General features: G+C 47.9%; 16 protein-coding genes and 1 tRNA gene. 9 read left to right on the forward strand and 8 right to left on the reverse strand.

What is annotated here, in order from left to right; translation table 11 throughout:
• Window positions 1–35: 35 nt before the first annotated feature.
• From ASG34_RS14215 to ffh, 4 genes are all read right to left on the reverse strand, one after another.
• Complete coding sequence (locus ASG34_RS14215) at window positions 36–161, reverse strand: hypothetical protein (RefSeq protein WP_268776149.1); 126 nt, start codon at window positions 159–161, stop codon at window positions 36–38.
• Between the two features lie 222 nt (window positions 162–383).
• Window positions 384–1,583, reverse strand: a complete 1,200-nt coding sequence (locus ASG34_RS14110; protein WP_235559659.1) for a PEP-CTERM sorting domain-containing protein — start codon at window positions 1,581–1,583, stop codon at window positions 384–386.
• Window positions 1,584–1,668: 85 nt separating this feature from the next.
• Window positions 1,669–1,744: transfer RNA gene (locus tag ASG34_RS04075), tRNA-Lys, on the reverse strand.
• Window positions 1,745–1,882: 138 nt separating this feature from the next.
• Window positions 1,883–3,244, reverse strand: a complete 1,362-nt coding sequence (gene ffh, locus ASG34_RS04080; RefSeq protein WP_055826767.1) for a signal recognition particle protein — start codon at window positions 3,242–3,244, stop codon at window positions 1,883–1,885.
• A gap of 82 nt (window positions 3,245–3,326) precedes the next feature.
• On the opposite strand from ffh, the gene ASG34_RS04085 reads away from it, so the two are divergent.
• Both ASG34_RS04085 and ASG34_RS04090 read left to right on the forward strand, forming a co-directional pair.
• Window positions 3,327–4,160 carry a cytochrome C assembly family protein gene (locus ASG34_RS04085; RefSeq protein ID WP_055826770.1) on the forward strand — a complete coding sequence of 278 codons (834 nt, stop codon included), beginning with the start codon at window positions 3,327–3,329 and terminating at the stop codon, window positions 4,158–4,160.
• A 184-nt stretch (window positions 4,161–4,344) separates the two neighbouring features.
• The gene (locus ASG34_RS04090) at window positions 4,345–5,454 is read left to right on the forward strand and encodes a porin (RefSeq protein ID WP_088178515.1); all 1,110 of its coding nucleotides are present in this window, start codon (window positions 4,345–4,347) and stop codon (window positions 5,452–5,454) included.
• A 52-nt stretch (window positions 5,455–5,506) separates the two neighbouring features.
• On the opposite strand, the gene ASG34_RS04095 is transcribed toward ASG34_RS04090, so the two are convergent.
• The 4 genes from ASG34_RS04095 to pssA form a co-directional block, all read right to left on the reverse strand.
• A complete protein-coding gene (locus tag ASG34_RS04095) occupies window positions 5,507–6,175 on the reverse strand; it encodes an HAD family hydrolase (protein WP_055826773.1) in 669 nt (222 codons plus the stop codon).
• Window positions 6,176–6,199: 24 nt separating this feature from the next.
• Entirely contained in the window at window positions 6,200–7,093 is an 894-nt protein-coding gene (gene yedA, locus ASG34_RS04100) for a drug/metabolite exporter YedA (RefSeq protein WP_055826776.1), read from the reverse strand.
• Between the two features lie 207 nt (window positions 7,094–7,300).
• Window positions 7,301–8,836: a 2-isopropylmalate synthase gene (locus ASG34_RS04105; RefSeq protein ID WP_055826779.1), complete on the reverse strand. Its 1,536-nt coding sequence runs from the start codon at window positions 8,834–8,836 to the stop codon at window positions 7,301–7,303.
• 149 nt (window positions 8,837–8,985) lie between these two features.
• The gene (gene pssA, locus ASG34_RS04110) at window positions 8,986–9,774 is read right to left on the reverse strand and encodes a CDP-diacylglycerol--serine O-phosphatidyltransferase (RefSeq protein WP_055826782.1); all 789 of its coding nucleotides are present in this window, start codon (window positions 9,772–9,774) and stop codon (window positions 8,986–8,988) included.
• Between the two features lie 155 nt (window positions 9,775–9,929).
• Between pssA and ASG34_RS04115 the strand changes: the two genes are divergently transcribed.
• The 7 genes from ASG34_RS04115 to clpA all read left to right on the forward strand — a co-directional run bounded on the left by ASG34_RS04115 (window position 9,930) and on the right by clpA (window position 19,227).
• Window positions 9,930–11,153 (forward strand): tRNA guanosine(34) transglycosylase Tgt, encoded by a 1,224-nt coding sequence (locus tag ASG34_RS04115; protein WP_055826784.1) that lies wholly within the window; start codon window positions 9,930–9,932, stop codon window positions 11,151–11,153.
• 479 nt (window positions 11,154–11,632) lie between these two features.
• The gene (yajC, locus tag ASG34_RS04120) at window positions 11,633–11,947 is read left to right on the forward strand and encodes a preprotein translocase subunit YajC (protein WP_055826787.1); all 315 of its coding nucleotides are present in this window, start codon (window positions 11,633–11,635) and stop codon (window positions 11,945–11,947) included.
• 46 nt (window positions 11,948–11,993) lie between these two features.
• Window positions 11,994–13,823 (forward strand): protein translocase subunit SecD, encoded by a 1,830-nt coding sequence (secD, locus tag ASG34_RS04125; protein WP_055826790.1) that lies wholly within the window; start codon window positions 11,994–11,996, stop codon window positions 13,821–13,823.
• A gap of 47 nt (window positions 13,824–13,870) precedes the next feature.
• Window positions 13,871–14,815: a protein translocase subunit SecF gene (gene secF, locus ASG34_RS04130; RefSeq protein ID WP_055826793.1), complete on the forward strand. Its 945-nt coding sequence runs from the start codon at window positions 13,871–13,873 to the stop codon at window positions 14,813–14,815.
• Between the two features lie 160 nt (window positions 14,816–14,975).
• A complete protein-coding gene (locus tag ASG34_RS04135; RefSeq protein ID WP_055826796.1) occupies window positions 14,976–16,244 on the forward strand; it encodes an HlyC/CorC family transporter in 1,269 nt (422 codons plus the stop codon).
• A 99-nt stretch (window positions 16,245–16,343) separates the two neighbouring features.
• Window positions 16,344–16,655: an ATP-dependent Clp protease adapter ClpS gene (clpS, locus tag ASG34_RS04140; protein ID WP_055826799.1), complete on the forward strand. Its 312-nt coding sequence runs from the start codon at window positions 16,344–16,346 to the stop codon at window positions 16,653–16,655.
• 316 nt (window positions 16,656–16,971) lie between these two features.
• Window positions 16,972–19,227, forward strand: a complete 2,256-nt coding sequence (gene clpA, locus ASG34_RS04145; protein WP_055826803.1) for an ATP-dependent Clp protease ATP-binding subunit ClpA — start codon at window positions 16,972–16,974, stop codon at window positions 19,225–19,227.
• Window positions 19,228–19,312: the final 85 nt, after the last annotated feature.

Below are 19,312 nucleotides of genomic sequence, written 5' to 3' on the forward strand. Positions count from 1 at the left end.
TACGGCCCACCTAAAGATCGAACTTTGTACTCACGCTAAGCCACTTCCGCTTGGGCAAACTCGAACTCCCACGCCAAGCCAACATAATGGTCAACGATCTCAGCGGGGATTACCGTCGTATCAGTCAGTCCCTGATTGCTTGCCTGTGACTCAAGACGCACGACTATGGGCAGGCTTCAGGGCGGCAAGGAAGTTAGTTTTGGGAAAAAGCTGACTGGTCAATCAAAAAAATCCTGAAACGCCGAAATTCTGAAAAACTGAACCTGTTGGAAAATAGTGAAAAACTGAATTCTGAAACGCTGAAAAGAAAAACGGCTCACATTTCTGCAAGCCATCTTTATATTTTGGTAGGTGTGCGGGAATCAAACTCACGACAAAGGTTGCTAATTAACCTTTCGACGTCTTTGCATAAAAACTACCACCCCTAAACCAGCTAGCAACATGCCCAAATTTTCAGGTTCTGGAACTGACAAAACTGGACTAAGAATATATACTTTTCCAGCTACGGGAGATGAAATTAATATTTGCCCCATATCATTTATATCTAAAGGTACAACAACACCAGCCATGCCAAAATCTGAAGGTTTATTAATTAGATCTGTAATTGAACTCAGTAATCGAAAACCATTTGTGATGTCCCAAATGAAACCTTGAACTTGGTTACCAGCAATCGTGCCTAGAACACTTCCTGAATTATTTATCGCTGTTGCTGATATTTGACTTCCATTGAATTCCTCAGGGATATTTATATTAATCAATCCTTGTACGGGGTCCCAGAAGAACGGTCGACTCTGATAATAAAATTCACTTGAATCTAAAGTAAAAGACCCTACAACTTGCCCTAAGTCATTAACTGCTGCCGCTGAGCTGCCAACAAGATGGGGTAAATCAAATAAACGGGTTAAGCCATCTTGCTGAGTGCCAATCGCAGCAAAAGATCTAGCTTCGGTCAAACTTGATATTGAACCAACGACTACACCATTGTTATTGATGGAACTAATATTTACTGAAGTATTTTCTGCAAGGTTATTTGTATTTAATAACTTATGTCCACTAACAGTATCCCAAAAATAGTATTGATTAGTATCGTTATGACCAACAACCGTACCATTATTGTTAATCGCAATAGCTTTCGAGGAACCATCAGTAGCATTTATAAATTCAATCTCCTTGATACCGTTTGTTTGATTCCAAATGAATGCTCTATTCCCAGATTGACCAACTACAACCCCGCCATCATTGATGGCAGTTGCTGTACCGCTCACACCAAACATTGAGTATTCTGTTTTCACAAATCCAAGCTTTTGAAAATTGCCATTGCTATCCCATTTAAGCGGAATGAGTCCCAAATGTGGCCACGACTCTGCATCATCATAAAAATCAATTCCAAGACTCTCTCCAACAACTTCTCCAGAATTATTAATGGCATATGCATAGCTATAATTCAATCCGTTGACAGACGAGTAATCATTAAGCTGCACAAGGCTGTAGAGATCAACAGAATATGCGTTAGTCAAATGATGAAAAAAAAGAAACGATGAAAAAAATATACCGCGTGTAATTGTTTTTATTCTTTTCGACACTTTATTAATACCTTTTAATTTAATTGAACTCTGAAACGCTGAAAAGAAAAACGGCTCACATTTCTGCAAGCCGTCTTTTGTGTTTTGGTAGGGTGTGCGGGGATCGAACCCACGACAAACGGATTAAAAGTCCGCTGCTCTACCAGCTGAGCTAACACCCCATTGTTTTCTAGCTTGCTGCGCTGTTTTGCGTCAAATTTGAAAGAACGCGATTATGGGGGATTTACGGGAATTGGTCAATGCTGTTTTTGCTTTTTTGTATAAAAAGTTTATTTTGACAGAATCCCGTTTTCATGACCTCACATGCCCGGGAATTTACCGCCCATCATGCCGCCCATGCCGCGCATCATCTTGGCCATGCCGCCTTTGCTGAACATCTTCATCATTTTTTGCGTTTCTTCAAACTGGTTGAGCAGGCGGTTCACATCTTGAACCTGCACGCCACTACCGGCCGCAATACGTTTTTTACGTGTCGCTTTGATCAGTTCGGGTTTACTGCGCTCTTCCGGGGTCATGCTATTGATAATGCCTTCAATGCGGCGCAGGGATTTATCAACGTCGTCAGTATTGATTTTTTGCGCCATGCCGGCAATTTGCGAAGGCATTTTATCCATCAGCGATGCCATGCCGCCCATTTTGCGCATTTGCAGCATTTGCGACTTAAAGTCGTTGAGGTCAAACTTGGCGCCGGACTTGATTTTGTCGGCGACTTTTTTCGCCTCGTCGAGGTCGACTTTTTTATGCGCTTCTTCAATCAGGCTCAGTACATCGCCCATGCCGAGGATACGGCCTGCCATACGGTCTGGATGGAAAGGTTCCAGGCCATCGATTTTTTCACTGACGCCGATAAACTTGATTGGCTGACCTGTGACATGGCGCACAGATAAGGCGGCACCGCCACGCGAGTCACCATCCAGCTTGGTGACAATCACGCCTGTCAGTGGCAAGGCTTCGCCAAAGGCTTTAGCGGTATTAACGGCATCCTGGCCTTGCATGGCGTCGACTACAAACAGGGTTTCGGTCGGTTTGAGTAACGCGTGCAAGTCTTTGATTTCTGCCATCATGGCTTCATCAATCGCCAGGCGGCCTGCGGTATCGAAAATCACCACATCGTAGTAATTCTTTTTCGCCTGCTCCATCACCTGTGCAGCGATTTCGAGCGGCTTTTGCTGCGGATTGCTGTCGAAGCAATCAATGTCCAGTTGTTTCGCCAGCGTCTGCAACTGGGTAATCGCAGCCGGACGGTACACATCGGCACTGGCCAGCAATACTTTTTTCTTTTGTTCTTTGAGTAACTTGGCCAATTTGCCGGAAGTGGTGGTTTTACCGGCACCCTGCAAACCTGCCATCAGGATCACCACCGGAGGTACTGCCGCCAGGTTGAGGCCAACGTTGGCTTTACCCATCAATTCAGTCAATTCGTCATTGACGACTTCAATCACGGCTTGCCCTGGTGTCAGGCTTTGCAGCACTTCGCGGCCATTGGCGCGCTCTTTGACACGAGCGATAAAGTCTTTGACTACCGGCAAGGCCACATCTGCTTCGAGCAGCGCCATCCGCACTTCACGCATCGCATCGGCAATGTTGTCTTCAGTTAAACGTGCTTGGCCTCGCAGGTTTTTAATCACGCCCTGCAAACGGCCGGTCAGGTTTTCCAGCATGGGTAAACTCTCTTTAAAACAGGTCTTTGAATAAGCTAGGGATTTTACATCATGCTAGGCGAATACGCCGAGTTTTGCCATAATGCAACCCATGATTCAGCATCTTATTCCCTATCTGGTCGTCGCGTTTATCTATATGGCAGTGGCGATGGATTACTGGCGTATTGCCAGGCAAAACAAGCCTGCCAGTGAAACGCAGGCATCGTTCCAGCTTCATAGTGCCATGGTGGCATTAGGCGTGATTTTGCATGGCTGGCTGCTTTACCGCGACATGTTTGCAGTGGGTGGATTCAACCTTGGCGTCTACTTCGCCCTTTCGGCTATCCTCTGGCTGACGGTGCTGATTTACTGGATAGCTGACCTGAAGCACGCACTTCACAGCCTGCAGGCTTTTGTATTACCACCAGCCGCCTTGTTTGTACTGATGCCAGCGTTTGCCATCAAAGATTACTACGTGAATACCGCAGGCCTGTCACTGTTTAGCCTGCATATCGTTATCGCCATCTTGGCCTACAGCCTGTTTACGTTCGCTGCGCTGCATGCCTGCCTGATGCGCATGGCCGAGCGCGCCTTGCACCAGAAAAACAGCTGGCTGGCGTTGCCCGGCTTCCCGCCGTTGATGGTGATGGACGCCTTGCTGTTCAGGGTGTTACATATCGGTTTTGTATTGCTGACGATTACCTTGGTTAGTGGCATGCTGTTTAGCGAAGAAATTTTCGACCAGCCATTACAGTTCAACCATAAAACTATATTTTCGATAGCCTCCTGGCTGATTTATGCGTGGTTGCTATTTGGCCGCTTTAAATATGGCTGGCGTGGCAAAACCGCTACCCGCTGGACGCTGTTTGGTTTTGTGCTGCTGCTGTTGGCTTATATAGGTAGCCGTTTCGTGTTGCACGTGGTGTTGAATCGCTAGAAATCAGAATTCAATATTAAACGCACCTTCTTTGGTGCGTTTTTTTATTCCTGACATGATTGGAAATGCAGTTATTTTCTAACGCTCATCTGACCAATTAATTCAGTGAACATACATTATGTTTACGTAATTGATACATGGCTTATTACATACTGCCATTACCCAATCCGAGTGAATATTGCTGATGTCTATTTTACCGTTGCTGCTTGGCTTATTGATTAGTTATACCGCTTTTGCGCATGAGCCAAGCAATCTCGCCGAGCCTGCGTCTAAAGATACCTCTAGCCCTGTACTTCAATTCAGTGGTTACCTGGAAACTTATTACATTCACGATTTCAACGACCCAGGCAACCATCGCCGTCCAGAGTTCGTTTACAGCCATCATGTGACTGATAGCCCAAGTGTTAATTTGGCCATGTTAAAAGCTGCTTTAAGCACAGAGCGACTCCGCAGCAATCTGACTTTGGGATCAGGCACCTATATGCGGGCTAACTATGCGGCAGAACCTCGTGGTTTACGCAACATCTATGAAGCGAATATCGGCATTAAGCTTTCAGCAGAAAACAACTTGTGGCTGGATATGGGGGTGATGCCTTCGCATATCGGTTTTGAAAGCGCGGTGGGCCAGGATAACTGGACACTCACACGTAGCCTGATGGCGGATAACTCGCCATACTTTGAGACCGGTGCAAAACTAAGTTATATCACCAAGGATAACAAATGGCAGATCAGCGGCTTATTACTCACTGGCTGGCAGCGCATAAATCGCCCTGACGGCAACACCACGCCTGCGATCGGGCACCAGCTGGTCTATAAACCAAACGACAGGCTTACTGTTAATAGCAGCTCATTTATCGGCAACGATAAATCGGATGCCCAACGTCAGATGCGCTACTTTCACGATTTTTATGTGCAATGGCAGCTGGATGAACATTGGGGATTGATCACCGCGTTTGATATCGGCGCAGACCAAGCTGCTCCCGGCAGTGGGCGCTATCATGTGTGGTACAGCCCAAACCTTGTATTGCGCTACAGCTATTCAGACCGCCTGCAATTTGCCGCGCGGCTGGAACACTATTACGACAAACACGGCGTGATTATCAACACTGGCACTGATGATGGTTTTCAAACCACCGGTTATTCAGTCAATATGGATTACCGCCTTAACCAGCGCATGGTATGGCGGAATGAATTACGCAAACTGACTAGCCGCGATGCCATTTTTGATAAAGATGGCACTCGCAGCGTAGACAATAACTTAATGGCAGTGACAGCGCTGACGCTGAGTTTTTAAAGCACTGTCCAATTTAAGCTTAACAATTACAGATTTGTATAGCGCAAGACCCCTAGCGCAGGCTGATCATTGGCCACTGATGCGCATTGGCATAAGCCGTTAATGTAGGGTCAGCATCCACCGCAACAGGATTAGTCACCAGCTTCATCAACGGTAAATCGTTGTGCGAGTCACTGTAGAAATAACTGGTTTCAAAATCGGCCAGTGTTTGCCCTTTGGCGGCCAGCCACTCGTTCAACCGCGTCACTTTACCTTGCTGGAAGCTGGGGGTGCCGCTTACGCCACCTGTAAATTCGCCATTCACCATTTCAGGATCAGTACCAATCAGGTGTTCAATACCATAAGCGGTGGCAATCGGTTTGGTCACAAAACTGTTCGTAGCAGTAATCACCATGCACAGGTCGCCATTCGCCTTATGCTTGTTCACCAGCGCCTGCGCTTTTTGCGTCATCATCGGGCGGATCACGTTAGTCATATATTTTTTGTGCAGTTCATCCAGAAACGCCTTCGGGTGCTGCGCCAATGGTTGTAACTGAAACGCGAGAAAGGCAAAAATATCCAGGTTGCCATTTTTGTAATCGAGATAGAACTGCTCGTTACGCGCTTTATGCGTTTTCTCGTCGAGCAAACCTTCCCCAATCAAGAAAATACTCCAGTTATAGTCACTATCCCCCGCCAGCAGGGTGTTATCCAAGTCAAACAAGGCCAGGTTTTGCTTCATAAAACAACGGTCCAATCCAATTAATTAAACGATCTTTTCTTCCGGTATGGCTTCAGTTGTCGAAGTCAGCACCAGAAACACACCAACCAGAATCACAGCCAGCGCAATATATTCCATCGCATGAATCTGCTCATCGGCAAACCAGACGCCGACGACAAATGCCACTACCGGATTCACGAAAGTATTACTGCTCGCCACCATGGGACGCACATTGTGCAGCAACCAATGGTAAGCAGAAAACGCCACGATAGAGCCGAACACAATCATGAATACAATCGCAGCCCATGAGCGTGTGCTGATTTCTACCGGCCATTGCTCACCAAACGCGGCGCTGAAAACAAATGCAATCAGGCCACCGCACAACATCTGGCTGGCTGCGCCTATCAGGCCTTGTGGCATCGCCATATGTTTACTCCACACAGATCCCAGCGACCAAGAGGCTGCAGCAAACATTAGCAGAAATGCACTCAGCCAATCACCCTGCAAACTGCCGCGGGTATTCAATAGCAAAATCCCGATCAGCCCGATGGCAATACCCAGCCATTCACGACGGCTGATTCTGTGTCCCCACAGGCTGGAAAAAATCGCCATCCAGATTGGTGCAGTGGCAATCGCCAGCGCTGCGACACTGGATGAGACATGCAACTGCACATGCGAAACGGTGCCATTGCCCAACACCGGCAGTAGCAAGCCCACTAACGCGGCACCACGCCATTGAATCAAACTGGGAGCGGCGTAACCCATGCCTCGCAGGATGGCGTAAAGCAGTGCCCCGGCAACTGTGAAACGAATGCCGACCATGATAAATGGCGGAAAACTCTCAATCGCATATTTGATCGCGAGATAGGTCGAGCCCCATATGAGGTAAGTGCAGGCCAGTGCACTGATGATTAACAGCCATTTTTGCCTAGAAGACATTCAAATCCCTTACAACCTGGACCACTGTATGGAACATTTCATTTATTGATGACTTAGGGTTGAGGGCCATTTAAAAAGTGAGGGGTCTACTGAATAAACCTTCAAGCGGTTAAAACATTCATTCAAACTTTATTTCATGAAAAACCATGATGAATGTTCAATCGTTAAAGCGCACCAATCAAATGCGCTTTAACTGATTGGGTGCAATTAATCGACTTGAGGATTTAGCTTCTCAGCTTTGGCATATAGCTTGTTTAACGCATTCAGATAGGCTTTGGCTGATGCCACCACGATGTCAGTATCTGCGCCCTGCCCGTTAACCACGCGGCCACCTTTTGCCAAACGCACCGTCACTTCGCCTTGCGCATCGGTGCCGCTAGTGATGTTATTCACTGAATAAAGCAGCAATTCTGTCTCGCTATTGACCACATTTTCAATCGCTTTAAAGGTGGCATCCACCGGACCGCCGCCAGTGGCTTCGGTCCGTTGCTCGGTGCCATCACGGTTGATGGTCAATACTGCATGCGGGATTTCGCCGGTTTGCGAAGCGACTTGCAGATAAGCCAGCTTGAATAATTCAGCAGTATCCTGCACGACTTCGTCATTCACCAGCGCATGCAAATCTTCGTCAAAGATTTCCGATTTTTTATCGGCCAGTTCCTTAAAGCGTGCAAAGGCGGCATTCAGGGCGTCATCACTTTCCAGCTCAATCCCCAGCTCTTTCAAGCGGGTACGGAAAGCGTTGCGGCCAGACAATTTGCCCAGAGTCAGTTTATTCGCGCCCCAGCCCACATCTTCGGCGCGCATGATTTCGTAGGTTTCACGGTGCTTGAGCACACCATCCTGGTGGATGCCGGATTCATGCGCAAACGCATTGGCACCAACAATCGCCTTGTTTGGCTGTACTGGGTAACCGGTAATGGTGGAGACCAGTTTGGAGGCAGGCACGATTTGCGTAGTATCAATCCGCGTGGTGAGGTTAAAAATATCGCTGCGGGTTTTAATCGCCATCACGATTTCCTCCAGGCTGGCGTTACCCGCACGCTCACCGAGGCCGTTAATCGTGCATTCGACCTGGCGGGCACCATTCATCACGGCAGACAGGGAGTTTGCAACCGCCATGCCCAAATCATTATGGCAGTGGGTAGACCAAACCACTTTGTCCGCCCCTCTGACACGCTTGATCAGTTCAGCCATGCGCTCGCCCCACACCGAAGGAATACTGTAGCCGACGGTGTCCGGCACGTTGATGGTTTTGGCCCCGGCATCAATCACGGCTTCAAATACACGCACAAGAAAATCAATCTCGGAACGTACGGCATCTTCGGCAGAGAATTCAACGTCTTCGGTATACTCGAGTGCCCACTTCACTGCCTGTACCGCACGCTCGACCACTTGGTCTTCGGTCATGCGCAGCTTGTTTTCCATATGGATTTTGCTGGTGGCAATAAAGGTATGGATACGGCCTTTGACGGCATGCCTGATGGCTTCACCGGCACGGCGCACATCATTTTCACTGGCACGGGCCAGCGAGCACACGGTAGAAGTTTTAATCACCTTGGCGATTTCTGAAATCGCATCAAAGTCTCCGGGGCTGGCAGCTGCAAATCCGGCCTCAATCACATCCACACCCAGCTTTTCCAGCTGGCGCGCAATGCGGATTTTTTCTTCTTTGGTCATTGCAGCGCCGGGGCTTTGCTCCCCGTCGCGCAATGTGGTATCAAAAATAATAATTTGTTCCATGAATGTATCCTAACCTGGTAGGCGGAATTTTACCTGCTTGGCAATCAATTGACCATCAAAGTCCCGCAGGATTCGCGGACTTACATAAGTACTTTCATCACGACCAACAAAAAACGCGCCAGGTTGGCGCGTCTCAGTTTCTACATGACTCAGGTTTTATTTTTTGCGGCCATTCTGTCGCGTGTCCATAAATAGTATCCGGATAATGCATACACAAACACCACACTGAATAACACTTCCGGCGGGCTATACGAAATCAGTACAAAGGCCAGCATCACTGCCAGAATCGCGACGAAAGGCACAGAGTGTCGCAGGTTGATATCCTTACCGCTGTAAAACTTGAGATCAGATACCATGGAACCGGCAGCAAAAATAGTCAGGCACCAGGCAATCCATTTCACCTGCACCGCACCAAAAAAGATTTCGCGACCATCAATATTATATTCGTATGAAACCCAGACAAACCCAGCCAGCAATGCTGCCGCTGCCGGGCTAGGCAACCCCTGGAAATAGCGTTTATCCTGGAAAGGGTCATCAATCTTGGTATTGAAACGCGCCAGTCGCAAGGCAGCACAGGCACAATAAATAAATGCTGCGATCCAGCCCAGTTTATTCATTGGTTGCAACGCCCACACATACACAATCAGTGCCGGTGCTACGCCAAACGAAACCATATCCGCCAGGCTGTCATATTCGGCGCCGAAGGCACTCTGCGTATTCGTCATCCGCGCAACACGGCCATCCAGGCCATCTAGTACCATGGCGATAAAAATCGCTATCGCAGACTGCTCAAAATGCTGGTTCATCGCCTGCACAATGGCATAGAAACCGCCAAACAAAGAGGCAGAGGTAAACAAATTGGGCAGCAAATAAATGCCACGTTGACGCAGAGTGGTGTGTTCTTCACGTCGGGACAGGCGGGTTTGTGGGTCAGCCATAAGAGAATTCAAGAATGCAGATATGCGCATTGTTGCGGGCAATCACAAAAAATGCAAGCTCAGCCAAGCGTTAAAACGGCCCTATCAAGCAAACGGGAAGCGCACCCTCGCTGTGATAAAATAGTCGTTTATTTCAGCTATTTAACGTCATTTTCATGCAGTTTTCTTTACACAACACCGATGACCTTGCCAGACGCGGCACCGTATACCTACCCCACGGCGAAGTACAAACTCCCGCTTTTATGCCGGTTGGCACTTACGGTACGGTCAAAGCCATGTCACCACTGGAGCTGAACGAAATCCAGGCGCACATCGTTCTCGGCAATACTTTTCACCTATGGTTACGCCCCGGTCTGGAAGTAGTGGCTGCACATGAAGGCTTGCATAAATTCATGGGCTGGAATAAACCGATACTCACCGATTCGGGTGGCTTCCAGGTCTGGAGCCTGGGTGAGTTGCGCAAAATTTCTGAGGCTGGCGTCAAGTTTAAATCTCCCATTAACGGGGACAGCTGCTTTCTGACACCCGAAGAATCCATGCGCATCCAGCGTGTACTCAACAGCGACATCGTCATGATTTTTGACGAATGCACACCCTACCCAGCGACTCATCATGAAGCCAGGCAGTCGATGGAACTCAGCCTGCGTTGGGCGCAACGCAGTCGTGATGCGTTCAATGTGTACCAGAATCAAACCATCCCCCAGGCAATGGCCTTGCAGGGTGGCGAAGACGAATTAAGGCAGCTAGTACAGCACAGCGAACAAGCCAATGACAACGGCAATGCAGTCACAACAAGCCAGGAGAAAAACGCCTTGTTCGGCATTATCCAGGGCGGTATGTTTGAAGACCTACGCGATATCTCCCGCCAGGGCCTGGAAAAGATAGGTTTTGATGGCTATGCAATTGGTGGCCTGTCAGTCGGCGAACCCAAAGAGGATATGCTGCGCATTTTGGCGCATACCGCACCACAAATGCCAAAATACAAACCACGTTACCTGATGGGCGTCGGTACGCCGGAAGATTTGGTGGATGCAGTCAGCTATGGCATCGATATGTTTGATTGCGTCATGCCAACGCGGAATGCACGTAATGGCTGGCTGTTTACGCAATACGGCGATGTCAAAATAAAGAATGCTACTTATAAAACTGACACACGTCCTCTGGATGAAGAATGTGAATGTTATACCTGCCGCAACTTTAGCCGTAGCTATTTGCATCATTTGTATCGGATTGGTGAGATTCTGGGTGCGCGTTTAAACACTATTCATAACTTGCATTACTATCAGTTTTTGATGCAGGGCATGCGGGCAGCTATTGAGGAAAACAGGTTTGAGACGTTTAAACTTGAATTCGCCAAGAAGCGGGCAGAGAAGCGCTAGACACAGAATACAAATACTCTTGGATAATTCAGCTATATATTTTTAATTAACATACGTCCCTTTTCGCCCCTTGGTGAGCAACGCAGGATACAAGGGGAAGCCAGCGTGTCCAGTTCTTTGCCCTATTACTTATGGACAAGCATCAGAAAGAAGGTCGACTAGGGGCGAATAGAAAAGATTAGGGGCCAAAGAAATACCTGTTAAAACTACGAGTAAGCGCGATACTAGCTTTTCTATTGCAGCCAAGCTTAAGCAAGCACCCTCTCAGAATTCATGCCTACGCCGGAATGACGAACTGAAAATTACGCTTCAAGTCTGACAAATAACAAGCGAAGCGCCCTATCACGAATATCTGCAAATCACCGCCCAAGCGTCCTTTTAACTTGCATACCCACCCCTCTTCTCCCCGCTCGTTCATTCTTCACCTGCCTGTGCTAAAATCGCGTGTTATTTAGTAGATTGATTCAGGAAGAAAAAATATGTTGATTAGTAATGCCTATGCAGCCACTGCAACAACCAGCGATATCATGAGCTTCGTGCCTATGATTGTTATTTTCGTGCTGTTCTACTTCATGCTGATCCGTCCGCAAGTGAAACAGGCAAAACAACACAAATCCATGCTGGAAACACTTAAAGCTGGTGACGAAGTCGCGACTACCGGTGGTATCGTCGGCAAAGTAACTAAAGTAGGCGAAAGCTTTATCAGCGTTGAGATCGCCGCAAACACTGTGGTCAATGTACAAAAGCACACCGTACAGACCTTGCTGCCACCTGGCACCATAAAATCCATTTAATTCAAGTGGCCACTTTCCAGTCCTTTATTCCGTATAAGAGTTTTTTATGAACCGTTATCCATTATGGAAATACGTGCTGATTGGCACAGTCATCGTCATTGGCTTGCTATACACCATCCCCAACTTTTTTGGTGAATCGCCAGCGGTGCAAATCAGCCCGGCGAAAACCTCGCTCAAAGTAGACGAAAGCCTGTTGCAAAAAGTGGAAAGCGCTTTAAAACTGGCGAATATTCCATTTGATGGGGTGTTTCTGGATGCAAGTGGCGTGAAAGTCCGCTTTGCCAATACAGATACCCAGTTATTAGCCAAAGATAAGCTGGTATCCACTTTGGGCAAAGATTACACCGTGGCACTCAACCTGGTGCCGCAAACGCCAAACTGGCTGCAAAGCATAGGCGCCAAGCCTATGTATTTGGGCCTGGATTTACGTGGTGGTGTGCATTTCCTGTTGCAGGTGGACATGAAAGCGGCTTTGGATAAAGCTGCGGAAAGCACCGTTGGCGATTTCCGCATGTCATTGCGTAAAGAAAAAATCAATTATTACGGGATTGAGCGCCAGGGCCAGGTGGTAGTGATTAAATTTGAATCTGAAGCGGAAGCGACTAAAGCGCGCAATCTGCTGGCAAAAGATTTTTCAGACCTGACATATAAAGTCAGCGGTAGCGACAAAGACTATAGCGTGACCGCCAGCATGAGCACCATGGCACAAAAACGCATTCAGGAGTTTGCACTGAAGCAGAACCTACAAACCTTGCATAACCGGATCAATGAACTGGGTGTGGCCGAGCCGATTGTGCAGCAGCAAGGCATAGACAGGATTGTGGTGCAATTACCTGGCGTGCAGGATACCGCGAAAGCCAAAGAAATTCTGGGTCGTACAGCGACACTGGAAATTCGCATGGTTGACGAAGAGAAAGCCGATATGGCGACTTTGCAAAAAGCGCAAAACGGCCAGGTACCCTTTGGCGATGAATTATATTTTGACCGTGACAGCCGTCCGGTATTGGTCAAGAAAAGTGTCGTGCTCACTGGTGACCGCATCACAGATGCAGGCCCTGGCGTAAATGGCCAGAATGGTTCTTCTGTTGTTAATGTCACACTGGATGGTCGTGGGGCTGGCATCTTCAAAAACGTTACCCGCGAAAATGTCGGCAAGCGCATGGCGATTTTGCTGATTGAAAAAGGTAGCACCGAAGTGGTGACAGCGCCTGTGATCAATGAAGAAATCGGTGGCGGCCGTGTGCAGATCTCCGGCATGGCGAATGCGCAGGAAGCGACTGACATTTCATTGCTGCTGCGTGCCGGTGCATTAGCTGCGCCTATGGAAATCATTGAAGAACGTACCGTTGGTCCAAGCATGGGTGAAGAAAATATCAAGCGGGGCGTGCACTCTACGTTATGGGGTTTTGCAGCCATTGCGGTGATGATGATCATCTACTACATGGTGTTCGGTGGCGTTTCCGTCATGGCATTGGGTGTCAACCTGTTGCTGCTGGTGGCGATTCTTTCCATGCTGCAAGCAACGCTGACCTTGCCAGGCCTGGCTGCGATTGCGCTGGCGCTGGGGATGGCGATTGATGCCAACGTGCTGATCAACGAGCGTATCCGTGAAGAGTTGCGCAATGGCAATACGCCGCAAGCCAGCATCCACGCTGGTTATGACCGTGCGTTTGACACGATTCTCGATTCCAACGTGACTACCTTGATTGCCGGTCTGGCGCTGTTTATGTTTGGTACCGGCCCGATCAAAGGCTTTGCCGTTGTACACGTATTGGGGATTATGACTTCGATGTTCAGCGCTGTGCTGGTATCCCGTGCGATGGTCAATCTGTTGTACGGCTATCGCCGCAAAATCGAGCGTCTACCGATCGGCTAACCGATTCGGTGCAGTGATTGCTGTCACAACCTATTTGAGAACAGATTATGGAATTATTCAGAATTAAAAAAGATATCCCGTTTATGAGTTACGGGCGTCTGACCACTTCAATATCGCTGATTACCTTTATATTGGCGGTGTTTTTCCTGATGCATCGCGGCTTGCATTACGGTGTGGATTTTACAGGCGGCACAGTGATGGAAGTGCATTACCCGACCACTGCCAATATCGGCAAAATCCGTGAAGTGATCGATAACACCGGCCTCAAAGATGTGACGGTACAAAATTTTGGCTCAAGCCAGGACGTACTGATCCGGTTGCCAGTCAAAAAAGAATTATCGATTGCGCAATTGTCGGAAAAAATCTCCTCATCCCTGAAAGATGCTGATAGCGGCGCAGAAATTCGCCGGGTAGAGTCTGTCGGTTCGCAGGTCGGCGAAGAGCTTTATGAAAATGGCGCACTGGCCTTATTGCTGGTATGTGCAGGGATTATGGGCTATCTGGCCTTACGTTTTGAGTGGCGTTTTGCTGTGGCCGCGATTATCGCCAACATGCATGACGTCATCATAATTCTCGGCTTTTTCGCTTTCTTCCAATGGGAGTTCAACCTGACAGTGCTCGCTGCCATTCTGGCGGTGCTTGGCTATTCAGTGAATGAATCAGTAGTGGTGTTTGACCGGGTACGTGAAAACTTCAAAAAAATGCGCAAGGCATCTGCAGTGCATGTGATTGATAATGCGATTACCCGCACGATGTCGCGCACTATCATCACCCACTTGATGACACAAACCATGGTTTGCTCCATGTTGTTTTTTGGCGGTGAAACCCTGCACAACTTCTCGCTGGCGCTGACCATTGGTATTTTGTTCGGTATTTATTCTTCAGTATTGGTTGCCTGCCCAATCGCCATGTGGCTGGGTGTAAGCCGTGCCAATCTGATTGGCGACGCCGAGAAAAAACCTAAAGAAGACGAAGCCGCACTCGCACCTTAAATATTGATTAACGTATGGCACATTAATGATGCGCCATAAAACTCCCACAATATGTGAGCAAACGGTTTTGCTAGGGACATGCGTTGATTAGTCTGTGTTTTTCTTGATTTTTAGCCACTGGTGGGTACACTAGTGGCTTCTTGTTTTTTACCCCACTCCCTTGGACAATATTCCTTTAAGTTGGCAGATCGGCTTATTAATTCTGCTACTGTCATTCACGGCTTTTTTCTCTGTTGCTGAAACCAGCCTGATGTCCGTCAACCGCTACCGCATGCGGCATATGGCGAAACAGGGTCACCGCGGTGCAAAACTGGCCAGCCGGCTCATCGCTCAAACCGATAAAACCCTGGGTGCCATCTTATTGGGCAATACCTTTTGTATCGTCGGCTCATCTACGCTGGAAGTGATTATTGCAGAGCGCCTATTTGGTGAAGGCGATTATGTGCTGATGCTGGGCTCTTTAGCCATTACCTTTGCCATTCTGGTATTCAGTGAAATTTCCCCAAAGGTGATTGCGGCGGCACATGCGGAAAAACTGGCATTTGCCACCAGCTACCTGCTGTATCCGCTGATCTGGCTTTTCAACCCGATTGTCTGGTTTGTTAACCTGTTTGTTAAAGGCTTCGTCAAACTTTTAGGCGTAAAAGTCAATTTTGACCAGGCGCACTCTGTCACCACCGATGAATTACGCAGTATTGTCAGTGACGCCGGGCAATATATCCCTTCGCAAAGCCGCATGATTTTACTTAACCTGCTCGATCTGGAAGACATCATTGTCGACCATGTGATGACAGCGCACACACAGGTTGAGTTTGTTGATCTGGACCATCCGATTGAACAGATCATGGAACAGCTGGCGAATAGCCATCATTCCCGATTGCCGGTCAGGCAAGGCGATCATGAAGATATTGTCGGCATCGTGCATGTACGCAAAGTACTGCCATTATTACGTGACTTCCATATCGGCAAAGCGCCGAGCAAAGGCTTGTTGCAGGCTGCGATTAGCCCTCCCTACTATATTCCGTCCGGTACGCCTCTATATACTCAGTTGCAACAGTTCCAGAAACACCATGAGCGGATTGCCCTGGTGGTGGATGAGTATGGTGAGTTCAGGGGCCTGCTGACGCTGGAAGATATTCTGGAGGAAGTAGTGGGTGAATTTACTACTCAATCGCCAGAGCGCACCAAGGATTTCCACCAAAATGAAGATGGTAGCTGGCTGGTGGATGGTAGCAGTCAGTTACGCGACATCAACCGTAAACTGAAACTCTTGCTGCCAATCGATGGTCCACGTACCTTGAACGGTCTGATTCTCGAACATTTCGAAGATATCCCGGAACCAGGCACCAGCTTTAAACTGGGCGAACATCGCCTGGAGATTGTTGACGTGCAGGACCGCATCGTCAAACTTGTCAAAATTTATCTTTAAAAGCCACAGTTATTATTTTTTAAACTGTAGTTACATAGCCAGCACTTGAATTTTTTCATACAAGGCGCACAATAAACTTAAGATCAGGTATGCAAAATTATGGTACGACCCAAGCGTGATGGCGATTTGGCACTGGATCCACAAACCGCCAAACCAAAACCTCCAGAGCTATATAAAGTGTTGTTATTAAACGACGATTACACTCCTATGGAGTTTGTTGTCGCCGTGATTGAGCAGTTTTTTTCTAAAACCCGCGAACAAGCCACGCAAATCATGCTCAAAGTGCATACTGAAGGCGCCGGAGTGTGCGGTGTCTACCCGCAGGATATCGCTGAAACCAAAATGCATCAGGTGATGGAATCAGCACAAGAAGCGCAGCATCCTTTGCAATGTGTGATTGAAGCAGCTTAAGTTCGATCATGCTTTCTCAAAATACCAAGGCATTCTGAGAATATCGAGGGAATATGGCGACATTCCCGCGCTTCAAGTTTACCCGGCAGGTGTTAGGATAAGGGTGTTATATTTTAATGCGGGATGCAGAACAAATTAATTAATAAGCAGCTTCACAAATTATTACTTAATAGCTCATACGAACCATTGAAATTTTCATCATCTAGCACGATATTAGTAAACATACAGAGGCTTGTAGGTGTACATTAATAGCGTGTGTGAACATTGCGTTTTTCCTAGTGTATTTTTGTAGTGTAGTGGATTAAGGAAAGTCATCATGATTGCTCAAGAACTTGAAGTTAGCCTGCACATGGCTTTTATGGACGCCAGACAAAAGCGTCACGAATTGATTACAGTTGAGCATCTGTTGCTGGCAATGTTGGATAACCCGACTGCCGCAGAAGTGTTACGCGCATGCGGAGCAAAATTCGATACCCTGCGTAGCGAGCTTACCCAATACATTGAAGAACACACTCCCACTGTCGCTGGTACTGATGAGGTTGATACGCAGCCTACACTTGGTTTTCAGCGTGTGATTCAGCGTGCCATGTTGCACGTGCAATCCTCCGGCAAAAAAGAAGTCACCGGCGCCAATGTACTGGTCGCTATTTATGGTGAGAAAGATTCTCATGCGGTGTTTTTCCTGCATCAGCAAGGCGTGACCCGCCTGGATGTAGTGAATTTCATCTCTCATGGCGTCGCCAAAATACAGGAAAGCGAGCCGAAAGCGAGCAATACCGAACAGGAAACTGAAGGTGAAAGTGTATCTACCGGTGCGCTGGAAAGCTTTACGCTAAACCTGAATGCGCAAGTCATTGCAGGCAAAATTGATCCGCTGATTGGCCGTGGACTTGAACTGGAACGCGTAATTCAAACTTTATGCCGCCGCCGCAAGAACAACCCGCTATTAGTGGGTGAAGCTGGCGTAGGTAAAACGGCGATTGCAGAGGGGCTGGCTTCACGTATCGTGAACCAGGAAATCCCTGAGGTATTGCAAGATGCCACCGTCTATTCTTTAGATATGGGTGCGTTGCTGGCCGGTACCAAATACCGTGGTGACTTTGAGCAACGTTTGAAGGCCGTGATGAAACAGTTGGCTGAGAAACCTGAAGCCATCCTGTTCATCGACGAGATCCATACACTCATTGGCGCGGGCTCCGCCAGCGGCGGTACCTTGGATGCCAGCAATCTGCTGAAACCGGCTTTATCTAACGGTTCGCTCAAATGCATAGGTGCCACTACCTATCAGGAATACCGCGGTATTTTTGAGAAAGATCACGCCCTGTCACGCCGCTTCCAGAAAATTGATGTAGCTGAACCTAGTGTGGCTGAAACGATTGAGATTCTTAAAGGGCTGAAAACACGTTTTGAAGAACATCATAGCGTGAAATACAGCGCCAGTGCATTGACTGTGGCAGCTGAATTATCTGCGAAATATATCAATGACCGTCACTTGCCAGATAAAGCGATTGATGTGATTGATGAGGCTGGTGCTGCGCAACGCATTCTGCCGAAAAGCAAGCAGAAGAAAATCATTGGCAATAAAGAGATTGAAGAAATCATTGCCAAGATTGCACGCATTCCGCCAAAAAATATTTCTACCGATGACCGCAATGCATTGAAAACGCTGGAACGCGATTTGAAAGCAGTGGTATTCGGCCAGGATAAAGCGATTGATGTATTGGCTTCAGCCGTGAAAATGGCGCGTAGTGGCCTGGGGAATGGTAACAAACCTATTGGTAGCTTCCTGTTTGCCGGCCCTACAGGTGTCGGTAAAACAGAAGTCGCGAAACAGCTGGCATATGTCTTGGGCATTGAGTTACTGCGGTTTGATATGTCTGAGTATATGGAGCGCCACGCCGTATCGCGTCTGATCGGTGCGCCTCCGGGCTATGTTGGTTTTGACCAGGGTGGGTTATTGACTGAAGCCGTGACCAAACAGCCATATTGCGTCCTACTGTTAGACGAAATTGAAAAAGCACATCCGGATATTTTCAATATCCTGCTGCAAGTAATGGATCATGGTACGTTGACTGATAATAATGGCCGCAAAGCAGATTTCCGCAATGTGACCATTATCATGACCACTAATGCGGGTGCGGAAAACCTGTCCAAGGCCAGCATCGGCTTTACCAACAGTAAAGACGTCACTGACGAGGCGGCGGATCTGAAGCGCTTGTTCAGCCCTGAGTTCCGTAACCGCCTGGATGCGACAGTGTCATTTGGAGCGCTGAACCAGGAAATCATTCTGCGTGTGGTCGATAAATTCCTCATGCAACTGGAAGATCAGTTGCACGAGAAAAAAGTCGATGTCACTTTCAGTGATGAGCTTAAAGCTTACCTGGGTAGAAAAGGCTTTGATCCACTGATGGGCGCGCGACCAATGGCTCGCCTAATTCAGGACACTATCCGTAAAGCATTGGCCGATGAGTTGTTATTCGGCAGGTTGAATGATGGTGGTCAGGTTCATATCGACATTGACGAAAACGACCAGATCAAGTTGATTTTCAAAGAAGAAACCATTTCGGCCTAAATCAGCCTTACTGGTCCGATTGTAACTAGGCACCCACAGCGACATCTACTATAATGTCGCTGTGGTTTTTGCACATTAACAGTGC

Origin of the sequence: Methylophilus sp. Leaf416 (assembly GCF_001424665.1) — a bacterium.
In the GTDB taxonomy this organism is placed as follows: Bacteria; Pseudomonadota; Gammaproteobacteria; order Burkholderiales; family Methylophilaceae; genus Methylophilus.